This window comes from Ruegeria sp. CL3 (genome assembly GCF_056536505.1).
Genome location: NZ_JBQFPT010000001.1, coordinates 134,179 through 146,029, shown reverse-complemented (window position 1 = coordinate 146,029; position 11,851 = coordinate 134,179). Strand labels below are relative to the sequence as shown.

Sequence of the window (11,851 nt, the reverse complement as noted above, 5' to 3'; positions counted from 1 at the left end):
CGGTCAGGCTCCACGGATTGAGGTTACAATGGGGTAGCCGCTCAGGAAACGCGCGCGCAGGATCAGAGTCCAGACGACGACGGCCATGAACTGGTGGAAAATGGCGATCTGCCATGGGGCTGCGTAAAGGACCGTGACGATCCCAACCACCACCTGTAAAGACAGGGCCGCAAAGGCTGCGTTGAAGGCGAAACGGGTCTGTGGATGGGCGCTGCCCTGCCCCCGACGCCAGACGATGATGGCGAAGATGAACAGCAAATACCCTGCGCAACGGTGGATAAATTGCACCAGTCCGGGGCTTTCGAAGAAGTTGCGCCACATCGGTTCCAGCATGGTCGCATCTGGCGGCAAAAGCTGCCCGCCTATCAGCGGCCAGTCGGTGTAAGACCGTCCAGCGTCGATCCCGGCGACCAGCGCACCGATGAGTATTTGTAAAAAGGTGAAATGCAGGAGGCCTGTCGAGAGCGAGAACAGCTTCGCCTCTTTCGCGCGGCGCGCCTGCATCAGGTCGCGCTCATCCCGGCCCAGCTCAAAGATATACCAGGCGAGGAAGCCAAGGATCACGAAGGCCAAACCGAGATGAGTGGCTAGGCGATAACTTGCAACGGCCGTCATCCCCTCGCCCTGAGTAACGCCCGAGGCGACCATCCACCAGCCGACTGCGCCCTGAACGCCACCCAAGGCGCCGGGGATCAGGAGTTTTCCGGTCCAACCCGTGGGGATTTTGCGCGCGATCAGGAAGCCAAAGTAACCAATCGCCCAGACCAGACCAATCACGCGGCCCAGTTGACGGTGGCCCCATTCCCACCAGTAGATGAATTTGAAATCATTCAGCTCCATCCACTGGTTCTGGATGCGCCACTGGTCGATCTCCTTGTATTTGTCGAATTCGGATTGCCAGTCGGCCTCGGTCATCGGCGGGATGGCCCCGGTGATCGGACGCCATTCGGTGATCGATAGCCCACTATCGGTCAACCGGGTCAGCCCCCCAACGGCGATCATCACAATGACCAGAGCGAATAGGATCATCAGCCACGCCCGGATCGCCTTGCGTGCCCCGCCCCGGCCCTTGTCGATCATACCGGGTTGAACGGCCTGTTGTTTTTCGGTGTCTGAGACTTCTTCGAAGATGCTGCGCTTGGCGCTCATGCTGTCCTCATATGTCTTGGATTTGGTCGCAAGCTCTGGATTTCGTCGCAAGCTAGGGCCAGTGAGGGGCAAGGTCCAGCCTTACCCTTTGTCTTTCCAACGGACCATCTGACGCATGACTCCGTGCATCATCTGCACATCCGCCCGCGTCATCCGCATCCGCGACCACAGGTTGCGCAGATTGGTCTTCATGCCCTCGGCCTTTTCCGGCGGGTAGAAGAAACCCGCCTCTTCCAAGCGGTCTTCATAGTGTTCGACCAGCTTCTCGACCTCGATCCCGGTCGCCCAGTCGCCCTTGCCCAGATCGGTGGCCTCATGCACCACATCACCGGTCTGACGCATCCACTCATAGGCGGTCAGTAGCACGCATTGTCCAAGGTTGAGCGAGGCATATTCCGGGTTCACAGGCACCGAGATGATGGCATTGGCCTTGGCGATATCCTCATTTTCTAGCCCCGCGCGTTCGGGGCCAAACAGAACAGCGACCTTTTCACCTGCGGCGACCTTTTCAGCCGCGATCTGCATGGCGCGTTCCGGGCTGTAGACCGGCTTGGTCAACCCGCGTTGCCGTGCGGTGGTCGCAAACACAAAGGTGGTGTCGGACAGCGACCCCGCCAGATCGTCAAACAATTGCGCCTCATCCAGAAGTCGACCAGCGCCGCTGGACATCGCCACCGCCTTCGGGTTCGGCCACCCGTCCCGAGGGGCCACGATCCGCATCCGGTCCAGCCCGAAATTCCACATCGCCCGCGCGGCGGCCCCGATGTTTTCACCCATTTGCGGGCGCACGAGCACAAAGGAAGGCTGAGAGGTGTCACTAGGCATGGCTGTCTCCGAAAGTTCCGCCTGCTCTAATCACCCAGCCTCATCAGGGCAACCCGATCCTCTTCTTCAGTTCGGAAATACCCGCTCGGCAGGCATAAAAGTTTGCTTCCCGCGCTCAATCCGCTAAACCGCGCCAAAGAATGAAAGCGAAGGACGCGCTAATGGACACCTCCGAGCAGCCTCAGATCTATCTGATCACACCGCCGACCATCACGCTTAGCACCTTCCCCGACCAATTGGCGCAGGTTCTGGACGGGACCGAGATTGCTTGCATCCGGCTGGCCTTGGCTGGGAATGACGAGGACACGATTGCCCGCGCCGCAGATGCCTGCCGCGAGGTTGCCCATGCGCGCGACGTGGCCATTGTGATCTCGAACCACGTCCTGCTCGCGCAAAGGCTGGGTTTGGACGGTGTGCACCTGGACGACGCGGCGCGCTCGGTCCGGGCTGCTCGCAAAGAGCTTGGCGCAGATGCGATTGTCGGCAGTTTTTGTGGGTCCTCCAGCCATGACGGCATGACGGCTGGCGAAGCCGGCGTCGACTATGTCGCCTTCGGTCCGGTCGGAGCGTCTTCTCTGGGCGATGGGACCTTGGCAGAAAAGGATCTGTTCCAATGGTGGTCAGAAATGATCGAGGTCCCGGTCGTGGCCGAGGGCGGCCTGACCCCAGACCTGATCCGCACCCTGTCCCCGCATACGGATTTCTTCGGCATCGGTGATGAAATCTGGTCGGCCGAGGACCCAGCGGCCGCTCTGAACGACCTGTTGTCTCATATGGCTAGCTGAGTATCAGGGGCTCGGCCAACCAATAGACGGCAATTCCCGCAATCAGGATCGAGGCCAGAACGGATATCCGGCCTCGCATCCTCTCAGACGCCCCGGCAATCAGAACTGAGACCGCAAAAACTGCGGAAGCTATGGCGTAAAGCGCCACCAGCACCCCGCCCGCATAGCCGAATATCGCGGGCGGCAAATGATCAGGCGGCACCCCAATCGTCGCCAGCGAGGTGCTGAGCGTGATCCCACACAACACTCCGGCACCAAAAACAGCGAGCAAGCGGAATACGGTCAGACGCCTGAGAACCAAATTCCACAGCGCCAACACAAGGGTTGCAGCCGTAAGCGCCTGAGAGGCGATCGCAAAAGGCAACGCAACCGCGCCGTAGACCGAAAGCGCCAGACCGAAGATTAGGCCGAGGGACACAAACAACATCTGCGCCAACAGCGGACGCAGGCTGAGAGTCAAAAAGACTAGCGACAGCACAAGGGCGATCTCGTGGTAGCCATGCGGAAGGATGCGGGTCAGCCCCTTGGGCAGAAACACCTGCAGCACCTGTTGCGGGCCGAGCGCGGCACCGCCTTGCAACGGGATCAGAGGGCTGATCTCTCCGGCGACCAGATAGCCCGTGTAGGGTGCGTCGACACGCTGTTGTTTCACAACGGCAGGCCCGTGCCCTTTGGGCCATGTCAGGCGCAAACTCGACGCGCCTTCCGGCAGCGGTGCGGTCAGCAGCAGCTTTGACAAACGCGGAGCATCAGGATCACCGACAATAGGAATGCGCACGCCCTCATAGGACAGGCGCGCCGGGCCTGCGAGTTCGACCCTCAGCGTCTCGGCCCAGTCTTGGACAAACGACCGAACCTCAGGCTCCAGCTCTGAGGAGACCCGCCGACGCAACTCTCGGTACCGCGCGTCATCGGCGAAATCAGGTCGGGCTTCAGGGTCGATCCCGGCCAAGAACATCTCGGCATTCAGCGTGATCTCAAGAAACAGAGTGTCTGCCTTCGTCCAGAACTCGACAATCGTCGGAGCGGTCTGCGCCTTCGCGGACCATGTCGAAAGGAGCAGAAAGACAGGCAATATCAGGAGGAAACGGAAAATACCGCTCATCTGCGACGCTCATCAATAAAATCATCAATCATACAGGTCGAGTGTCCCGCCGAACGCGTCGGATCGCAAGTCGAAACGACCGCGGGCGTGATCACAGAGGCCTTATCTCTGTTACCGCTGACGTTCAGGCTTGCACGGCCCTCAGCGCTGCGGCATGACAGCACCATGACTCAGAACAGCGAAATCCTGTGCATCGGCTCGGTCCTGTGGGACGTGATCGGACGCTCGGCCAGTGCCATGCGGCAAGGATCGGACGTGCCGGGGCGGATCACGCGCCTGCCCGGCGGCGTCGCCATGAACATCGCCATGACGCTGGTGCGGTTTGGCATGACCCCAACCTTGCTGACAGCCATTGGCCGCGACCCGGAAGGCGATGAGCTTGTCCACGCTTGTGCCCGGCTGGGCATGGTCACCGACCATATCTACCGCTCACAAGACCTGCCGACCGATCGCTACATGGCGGTCGAAGGGGCCAACGGCCTGATCGCGGCCATCGCTGACGCCCACTCGCTTGAGGCTTCGGGCGCGAAGATCTTGCGCCCGTTGATGCACGGGCCGCTGGGCTATGAGAACACGCCGTTTGAAGGACCCATTGCGCTGGATGGCAATCTGACGCTGGACCTGTTGGAAGAAATCGCCCAAAGCCCCGCCTTCGCCAAGGCGGACCTACGGGTTGCACCCGCCTCACCCGGCAAGGCCGAACGTCTGCTTCCTTTCCTCAAACACGCCCGCGCGACGCTCTATGTGAACCTCGAAGAGGCTGGCCTGCTGTGCCAGCGCGAGTTCACCGACTCCGAATCCGCCGCCAAAGGCCTGCTGGACCGGGGCGCGCTGCGCGTTCTGGTCACCGATGGCGGCAATTCAGCCACCGTGGGCTCAGCCTCGGGCGTTCTGACCCAGACACCTCCGTCTGTGCTTGTGACCCGCGTGACCGGCGCGGGCGACACGTTCATGGCCGCCCATATCGCTTCAGAATCAGACGGCGCCGACGCGCAAACGGCTTTGACCCGCGCGCTCCGCGCCGCTGCAACCTACGTTTCAGGAGAGACTCCGCTGTGATCCCTATCCACTACTCTGCCGAGGTCCGCGCCGCAAAAGACGCAGGTCACCCCATCGTGGCGCTGGAAAGCACCATCATCACCCACGGCATGCCCTACCCTCAGAACGTTGAGGTCGCCGCGAAGGTGGAACAGGACATCCGCAATGCCGGAGCTGTGCCAGCCACCATGGCCGTAATCGAAGGCGTGCTGCATGTGGGCCTTGAACCCGACCAGCTGCAGGCCTTGGGCCAAGCGCAGGGCGTCGCGAAAATCTCTCGCGCGGACATGGCGGCCTGTATCTCAACCGGCGGGACCGGAGCCACAACCGTGGCCGCAACCATGATCGCCGCGCAATATGCGGGAATCGAAGTGTTTGCCACCGGCGGGATCGGAGGCGTCCATCAGGGGGCCGAGACCACTTTTGACATCTCCGCTGACCTGCATGAACTGGGTCAAACCCCGGTGACGGTCGTGGCAGCGGGTGCCAAAGCGATCCTCGATCTGGCAAAAACGCTGGAAGTACTGGAAACGCTGGGCGTTCCGGTCATCGCCTATGGTCAGGACGCCTTTCCCGCCTTCTGGTCCGCGCAATCCCCATATGCCGCACCGCTGCGCATGGACAGTGCCGAGGCCATCGCAAAAGCTCATGCGACGCGCCGCGCGCTGGGCCTACCGGGCGGTCAGCTGGTCGCGAACCCGATCCCAGCCGCAGACCAGATCCCGGCCGAGGAACTGGCCCCGATCATCGCCGCAGCCCAGGCGGATGCAGATGCTCACCGGATCACCGGCAAGGCCGTCACGCCCTATCTGCTGCAGCGGATCTTTGAAAAGACCAAGGGCCGTTCACTCACCGCGAACATCGCCTTGGTCCGCAACAACGCACGATTGGCGGCGAATATTGCTAAGGCACTGGTAAACGGCGCGTAAACCTGCCCTATTGCACCGGCGCATCGGACTGCTTAGGTAGTTTTGCAAACCACTCGGACCTGTAATGAACACACCGTTTGACGAAGAACCACATCGCCGCCCCGGCCTGTTCTCGCGCCTGCGCGGGTCTTTTCTGACGGGTATTGTTGTCATTGCGCCCGTTTGGCTGACAATCTGGTTGATCTGGTCCGTCGTGGGCTGGATCGACAGCGCCGTTCTGCCGCTGGTGCCGCAGCAGTTCCGCCCCGAGGAATATGTGGGCATCAACCTGCGAGGCGTCGGCGTCATCATCTTCCTGGTGTTCACCGTTCTAGTCGGCTGGATTGCCAAAGGCATTCTGGGCCGGTCTTTCATTTCGTTCACCGAGAGCCTCGTCGATCGGATGCCGATCGTCCGCTCGATCTATTCCGGGATCAAACAGATCTCGGAGACGGTGTTCGCGCAGACCGAACGTTCTTTCGAGAAAGCCTGCTTGGTGCAATATCCACGCCGTGGCATCTGGGCCATCGGGTTCGTTTCGACCACGGCAAGGGGTGAGGTTAGCAATCGCGCCGAAACCGGCGGCAACCTCCTGAGCATCTTCATCCCGACAACGCCCAACCCAACCTCCGGCTTTCTGTTATTTTTCCCGGAAGAAGATGTGATCCTGCTGGACATGTCGATTGAAGAGGCCGCAAAGCTCGTAATCTCGGCCGGTCTAGTCTATCCCAACGAAAAAGACCCGACGCAGCCGCCCGAGTAATCAGCCGAACATCGCGGGCAGATCGACGGTACTGTGCTGTCCAAGATCATCTTTGTGACGCGCCAGAAACCCATCTGCCGCGTCGCGACCCGCGTGCTTCAATTTATGCAGGATCACCGGATTGGGCACCGTTTTTGTCGCCACAGACAAGCTGTTCATCAGCTCATTATCCGCAATCATGTGAACCAGCACACGGCTCATCTCACCGGCTTTCAGCTTACCCTCTTCCAGCAATCGCTGAACGAAATTGATCGCCCTCAGCTCGCGGAACAGGGACGAGTTAAAGCTGATCTCATTAATCCGGTTCTGGATTTGCTGCGGCGTAACCGGCAACTCGTCCCGTTCCAGAGGGTTGATATTCACGATCACGACGTCATCCGGCAGGTCGTCCTCGAACAACGGGTACAGCGCCGGGTTGCCGGTATAGCCACCATCCCAATAGGCCTCCGTCCTGTCGGTTTCGGGGTCGTAGATCTCAACCGCTTTGAACAGCGTGGGCAAACAGGCCGAAGCCAAAATCGCATTTGTCGAGATCTCATCGCCCGTAAACACACGGATCTTGCCGCTGCGCACGCAAGTGGCGCACACAAACAGACGTGGCCCCTGATCGGCACATACCTCATCAAAGTTGAACCGATCCACCACGGATTCCAGCGGGTTCGAATAGAACGGACCATAGGCATAGGGCGACACCATCCGGGACCACGCATCTCCAATAGAGTAAGGCAGCGAATACTCCATCGCCTGCGCGATGCTCGCCGGCTCCAGCCCCCTGAACCAGTTGGCAATTCGCATATCGCCAAGAGCCCCCATGCGTTTCCACAATCCGTCCAGCCGGGCCCGCGCGCCCTCACGCCCGTTTGCAACCATACCGGACTTGAACGCAGCCCCGTTCAAAGCCCCGGCCGAGGTTCCGGTGATCGCCGCAACCTCTATATCCTCTTCATCCAGAAGCCGGTCGAGGACACCCCAAGTGAACGCTCCATGCGCTCCACCACCCTGCAAAGCCAGATTGATCCGCTTCATGGTTCCGCCTCTTCATCTAGCCAAAAAATAACCCGAGGGTATGGGGGCAGAGCCCCCATGCAAGCTCACAAAGCCGTCCAGCCGCCATCGACCGAGATCGTCGTGCCGGTGATCTGAGCCGCGGCATCCGAACAGAGGAACTGAACCGTTCCGCCCAATTGCTCGACCGTGGCGAACTCCTTGGACGGTTGCCGCTCCAGCATGACGTTCTTGATCACGTCCTCACGGCTCATGCTGTATTCCTTCATCGTGTCAGGAATCTGCGCTTCGACCAGAGGGGTTAGCACATAGCCCGGACAAACTGCATTGCAGGTGATCGGCTCTTGTGCGGTTTCCAATGCGACGGCCTTGGTCATGCCAACAACACCATGCTTGGCCGCCACATAGGCCGCTTTAAACGGAGAGGCCGTCAAACCATGGGCTGAGGCGATGTTCACGACGCGCCCCCACCCACTCGCGCGCATCAACGGCAAGGCGGCTGCGGTTGTATGGAAGGCCGAGTTCATATTGATCGCAATGATCGCGTCCCATTTGTCGATCGGGAACTGGTCAATTGGCGACACATGTTGAATACCCGCATTGTTCACCAGAATATCGCAGGTGCCAGCCTTTTCGATCAGGGCGCGACATTCGTCGCCCTTGGACATATCAGCCTGAATGTAGCGCGCGCGTGTACCGGTCTCTTTCGAAATCTCTTCCGCCAACGCGTGATCTTCATCGCGATCTGTGAACGAGTTCAGAACCACATCAGCTCCGGCCTTTGCCAGCTCGCGCGCGATGCCTAGACCGATGCCCGAATTTGATCCTGTGATGATTGCCGTTTTTCCCGAAAGGCTCATGACTGCATTCCCTCTGAGTTCACCTGCCACGCAGAGTGCCATGCTGCACCTGCAAAGAAAACGGGGAACTGCAGAATGAGTAGCTGCAAATCTGCCAAAAAAAACGCCCGCACGAAGCGGGCGTTAAGTTATTGAGGCAGGTTTCATACAGGCAAGAAACCTATCGAGCAGTGAGACCTTTATAAGCAATTCTGTGCTTTCGTCCAAGCTAAAAGTTTGAAAACAAGAAAAATCATCGCTACGATGAATCCCAACAAAATAAGGCCAGAGCAGGATTGTTTCCAAAATGAGCCCGTATTTTTCACACCCGCTTCGTGGTTTGGCAGCGGGAATCGCCCTGCTTTTTGCGTCCTCTTTGGCACAAGCAGAATCGACTCATGGCATAGCTATGTATGGCGACCCGGCCTTACCACCGGATTTTGTGTCTCTACCCTATGCGAACCCGGAGGCGCCCAAAGGTGGCAAAGTCGTTTTCGGAAACACCGGCGGCTTTAACAGCTTGAACCCGTTTGTGCAAAAAGGCACCACTCCGTGGCAGTTAAGATTTTGGACCCACGAGAGCCTGATGGGCCGCTCCTGGGACGAACCTTTCACTCTTTACGGGCTGTTAGCCGAATCGGTTGAGACTGCGCCAGACCGGTCATGGGTGGAATTTACCCTCCGGGACGAGGCTCGATTCTCCGACGGCACCCCGGTCACAGTTGACGACGTGATCTGGTCTTTTCAAACCCTCGGGACCGAAGGGCATCTGCGCTATCGCGGTCTCTGGTCCAAGATCGACAGTATCGAACAGACCGGTCCGCGTTCGGTCCGGATCAGCTTTAACGAAGCTGACCGCGAACTTGCATTGATCGTAGGCCTGCGTCCGATCCTTCAGAAAGCCCAATGGGGCGGGAAGGATTTTGCCGAAGCGCAGCTGCACGACGTTCCTGTCGGAAGCGGACCCTATGTGGTCGAAGATTACGAGGCCGGTCGCTACGTGAACCTGCGTCGAAATCCGGACTATTGGGGCGCTGATGTTCCGTTTCGCCGTGGCACGATGAATTTCGATGACATCCGGATCGAATTCTACGGCGATGCCACCGTTCTGTTCGAAGCCTTCAAAGCCGGAGAGCTTTCGGCCATGCGCGAGTTCAACGCCGACAAATGGGACACGCAGTACAGTTTCCCCGCTGTTCAGCGCGGCGATGTGATCAAGACCGAGATTCCGCATGGCAAACCCTCGGGCATGACCGGGCTGGTGATGAATACCCGCAAAACTCCGTTCGATGACTGGCGCGTGCGTGAAGCCCTGATGCTGGCGTTCAACTTCGAATTCATCAATGACACGATCACCGGCGGCGCGCAGTCGCGGATCTCATCCTATTTCTCCGGCTCTGATCTGGCGATGCAACCGGGACCCGCGACGGGGCGCGTTGCGGACCTGTTGGCGCCCTATAGCGCAGACCTGATCCCCGGAACGCTTGAAGGCTACGCCCCACCCGAGGGCGACGGTTCAGCCCGAAACCGCGCGAACCTACGGCAAGCGGCAAAACTGCTGGCCGAGGCCGGTTGGACCATTCAGGAAGGCGTGCTGCGCAATGCGGCGGGTGAACCGTTCCAGATCACCGTTCTGTTGCAACAGGGCGATGGTGAGATGCAGACAGCGGTCGAGATCTACACCCGTGCGTTGGAACGTCTGGGCATTCAGGTCACGACCGAACGTGTCGACAATGCGCAATATACCGGGCGGGTGTCCGAGCTGGATTTCGATATGACCCCGTTCCGCCGTGCCCTGTCCCTGTCACCGGGCAATGAACAGCGCCTCTATTGGGGCAGCGAATCCGCCGATGCGCAGGGCACACGCAACCTGATGGGCGTCGCCTCACCGGCAGTGGACGGCCTGATCGACGCTATGCTGGCTTCGGAAAGCCGCGAGGATTTTGTGGCAGCCACCCGCGCCCTCGACCGGGTCCTGACAGCGGGCCGATACGTGATCCCGATCTGGAGCTTTGACGTCGGCCGCATTGCCCATGTCAATACGCTGAAATACCCCGAGGCCCTGCCGATCTACGGCGATGGCCCGCAATACATGCCCGAGGTCTGGTGGTACGCCGATTAGAACCACGCGCATAGGGTGTAACGCACCGGACCTGACACCTTATGCACGTGGAGATCGGCAAAAACTGGCACATTCCGCGATGAACAAAATCATGAGCTCATAGCGCAAAGCGCCCCTATATATGGGCATTTCACCGGATTTTGCGCCAAACCCGCCGCGTAAACCTGACTCTGATCGGCATAATTCTGATCAGGCCAGGGGTGCGACATCTTGTCATGTCTTCCGCTGCGTCAACTCGTCCGTACGCTGTTCATAGGGGAGAGCCGTCCTGAAACCCGAAGAAGGAAAGCTCGCAGATGCTGAACTGGACCGATCTGACACAAGACTGGAACGCGTGCTACGCCCGCGCGAAACGCCGTTTTCCCAACCTGAGGGACCAGGATATGCCGCGTGTCGGCAAGGATCGCAAACAGTTCGAGGCCTATCTGGCCGAACGCCATCACCTGACCGTCAATGAAGCCCACGAAGAGGTCGAGGATTTCCTGTTCACGGAATCGCTGAACCGCGAATTGAACTGATCCTGTATCGCTTCGGATTAAACCTGCGACACAAATACCCTGCCACGCTTTCAGCGTTCGGGGGCACATTCGCGCCACATGATACTTCAGGTAAAACCCGAAACGTTTTAGGCGAGTGATGTCACCCAGAGGATGGTCGCATCCTCATCGCTGACCGAAATCACATTATGCCCCATGCTGCCGTCGTAATAGGCGCTGTCGCCCCGGCGCATCTCCACTGGTTCGTAGAACTCGGTGTACAACCGCACGACGCCGGTCAGGACGTACATAAACTCCTCCCCGTCGTGACGCACCCAACCTTCGAACTCATCCATCGAACGGGCGCGGACGCGGGCGCGATAGGGTAGCATCTGCTTTTTGGTCAGGGTTTCGGCCAGCAACTCATGTTCATATGTGGCGGTGGCATGTGCAGCCCCTTCGCCAGACCGGGTCACGGCCATACGGCCAATCACCTGCTCACGCTGCGGCGGGGTGAAGAGCTGAGGCACCGAGATCTCCAACCCGATGGCCAGCTTTTTCAGCGCATCGTACGTGGGCGACATCTGGCCATTTTCGATCTTGCTGAGCGTAGAACGCGCCAGACCGGCCTGCGAGGCCGCCTGCTCCAGCGTCCAGTTGCGCGCCTTGCGCAATTCGCGCACGCGGGCGCCCAGGTCCAAAGGCTCGGGTTCCGTGTGTTCGCCTGCATCGCGGGCAATGCGGATCAGGGATTTGGGATCTTGGGTACTCATGCCTTCGTCTATAGGGTGCACAAGCCGCGCTTGCAACGCGCCATGGGCCGGGTTAGCCAGTTG

Annotated in this window: 12 protein-coding genes; 6 read left to right on the top strand and 6 right to left on the bottom strand. The window is 59.5% G+C overall.

All coding sequences use genetic code 11. The annotated features are described in order from the left end of the window. Positions 1 to 3 precede the first annotated feature (3 nt). Both ctaA and ACR0NO_RS00745 read right to left on the bottom strand, forming a co-directional pair. Positions 4 to 1,149, bottom strand: coding sequence for a heme A synthase (ctaA, locus tag ACR0NO_RS00750; RefSeq protein WP_480722650.1), 1,146 nt, complete (start codon positions 1,147 to 1,149; stop codon positions 4 to 6). Between the two features lie 81 nt (positions 1,150 to 1,230). Continuing rightward, the gene (locus ACR0NO_RS00745) at positions 1,231 to 1,974 is read right to left on the bottom strand and encodes an RNA methyltransferase (RefSeq protein WP_170700531.1); all 744 of its coding nucleotides are present in this window, start codon (positions 1,972 to 1,974) and stop codon (positions 1,231 to 1,233) included. 161 nt (positions 1,975 to 2,135) lie between these two features. On the opposite strand from ACR0NO_RS00745, the gene ACR0NO_RS00740 reads away from it, so the two are divergent. Beyond that, positions 2,136 to 2,759 carry a thiamine phosphate synthase gene (locus ACR0NO_RS00740; RefSeq protein WP_480722649.1) on the top strand — a complete coding sequence of 208 codons (624 nt, stop codon included), beginning with the start codon at positions 2,136 to 2,138 and terminating at the stop codon, positions 2,757 to 2,759. Here ACR0NO_RS00740 and ACR0NO_RS00735 read toward each other — a convergent pair. After that, positions 2,752 to 3,864, bottom strand: coding sequence for a HupE/UreJ family protein (locus ACR0NO_RS00735; RefSeq protein WP_480722647.1), 1,113 nt, complete (start codon positions 3,862 to 3,864; stop codon positions 2,752 to 2,754). The two genes, ACR0NO_RS00740 and ACR0NO_RS00735, sit on opposite strands and share 8 nt — an antisense overlap. 165 nt (positions 3,865 to 4,029) lie before the next feature. Between ACR0NO_RS00735 and ACR0NO_RS00730 the strand changes: the two genes are divergently transcribed. The 3 genes from ACR0NO_RS00730 (at position 4,030) to ACR0NO_RS00720 (ending at position 6,573) form a co-directional block, all read left to right on the top strand. After that, on the top strand, positions 4,030 to 4,923 hold the full coding sequence (locus tag ACR0NO_RS00730) for a PfkB family carbohydrate kinase (protein WP_170638606.1): 894 nt from the start codon (positions 4,030 to 4,032) through the stop codon (positions 4,921 to 4,923). Next, on the top strand, positions 4,920 to 5,831 hold the full coding sequence (locus ACR0NO_RS00725) for a pseudouridine-5'-phosphate glycosidase (RefSeq protein WP_170638605.1): 912 nt from the start codon (positions 4,920 to 4,922) through the stop codon (positions 5,829 to 5,831). Before ACR0NO_RS00730 ends, ACR0NO_RS00725 begins: the two co-directional genes overlap by 4 nt. Positions 5,832 to 5,895: 64 nt before the next feature. Beyond that, entirely contained in the window at positions 5,896 to 6,573 is a 678-nt protein-coding gene (locus ACR0NO_RS00720) for a DUF502 domain-containing protein (RefSeq protein ID WP_170638604.1), read from the top strand. Here the strand turns inward: ACR0NO_RS00720 and ACR0NO_RS00715 are convergent, their stop codons facing one another. Continuing rightward, on the bottom strand, positions 6,574 to 7,599 hold the full coding sequence (locus tag ACR0NO_RS00715; RefSeq protein ID WP_170688744.1) for a patatin-like phospholipase family protein: 1,026 nt from the start codon (positions 7,597 to 7,599) through the stop codon (positions 6,574 to 6,576). Between the two features lie 65 nt (positions 7,600 to 7,664). Continuing rightward, positions 7,665 to 8,438, bottom strand: a complete 774-nt coding sequence (locus tag ACR0NO_RS00710; protein WP_480722645.1) for a 3-hydroxybutyrate dehydrogenase — start codon at positions 8,436 to 8,438, stop codon at positions 7,665 to 7,667. 286 nt (positions 8,439 to 8,724) lie between these two features. On the opposite strand from ACR0NO_RS00710, the gene ACR0NO_RS00705 reads away from it, so the two are divergent. Beyond that, positions 8,725 to 10,539, top strand: coding sequence for an extracellular solute-binding protein (locus ACR0NO_RS00705; protein WP_480722643.1), 1,815 nt, complete (start codon positions 8,725 to 8,727; stop codon positions 10,537 to 10,539). A gap of 296 nt (positions 10,540 to 10,835) precedes the next feature. Beyond that, positions 10,836 to 11,057 (top strand): hypothetical protein, encoded by a 222-nt coding sequence (locus tag ACR0NO_RS00700; protein WP_170458509.1) that lies wholly within the window; start codon positions 10,836 to 10,838, stop codon positions 11,055 to 11,057. 107 nt (positions 11,058 to 11,164) lie between these two features. Here the strand turns inward: ACR0NO_RS00700 and ACR0NO_RS00695 are convergent, their stop codons facing one another. Further along, positions 11,165 to 11,788 (bottom strand): helix-turn-helix domain-containing protein, encoded by a 624-nt coding sequence (locus ACR0NO_RS00695; protein WP_170373845.1) that lies wholly within the window; start codon positions 11,786 to 11,788, stop codon positions 11,165 to 11,167. Positions 11,789 to 11,851 lie beyond the last annotated feature (63 nt).

Excerpts from the sequence above, each read along its gene's own strand:
- ACR0NO_RS00710 (WP_480722645.1), bottom strand. The coding sequence starts at position 8,438 with ATGAGCCTTTCGGGAAAAACGGCAATCATCACAGGATCAAATTCGGGC.
- ACR0NO_RS00715 (WP_170688744.1), bottom strand. The coding sequence starts at position 7,599 with ATGAAGCGGATCAATCTGGCTTTGCAGGGTGGTGGAGCGCATGGAGCG.
- ACR0NO_RS00735 (WP_480722647.1), bottom strand. The coding sequence starts at position 3,864 with ATGAGCGGTATTTTCCGTTTCCTCCTGATATTGCCTGTCTTTCTGCTC.
- ACR0NO_RS00700 (WP_170458509.1), top strand. The coding sequence starts at position 10,836 with ATGCTGAACTGGACCGATCTGACACAAGACTGGAACGCGTGCTACGCC.
- ACR0NO_RS00730 (WP_170638606.1), top strand. The coding sequence starts at position 4,030 with ATGACTCAGAACAGCGAAATCCTGTGCATCGGCTCGGTCCTGTGGGAC.
- ACR0NO_RS00740 (WP_480722649.1), top strand. The coding sequence starts at position 2,136 with ATGGACACCTCCGAGCAGCCTCAGATCTATCTGATCACACCGCCGACC.
- ctaA (WP_480722650.1), bottom strand. The coding sequence starts at position 1,149 with ATGAGCGCCAAGCGCAGCATCTTCGAAGAAGTCTCAGACACCGAAAAA.
- ACR0NO_RS00745 (WP_170700531.1), bottom strand. The coding sequence starts at position 1,974 with ATGCCTAGTGACACCTCTCAGCCTTCCTTTGTGCTCGTGCGCCCGCAA.
- ACR0NO_RS00705 (WP_480722643.1), top strand. The coding sequence starts at position 8,725 with ATGAGCCCGTATTTTTCACACCCGCTTCGTGGTTTGGCAGCGGGAATC.
- ACR0NO_RS00720 (WP_170638604.1), top strand. The coding sequence starts at position 5,896 with ATGAACACACCGTTTGACGAAGAACCACATCGCCGCCCCGGCCTGTTC.
- ACR0NO_RS00695 (WP_170373845.1), bottom strand. The coding sequence starts at position 11,788 with ATGAGTACCCAAGATCCCAAATCCCTGATCCGCATTGCCCGCGATGCA.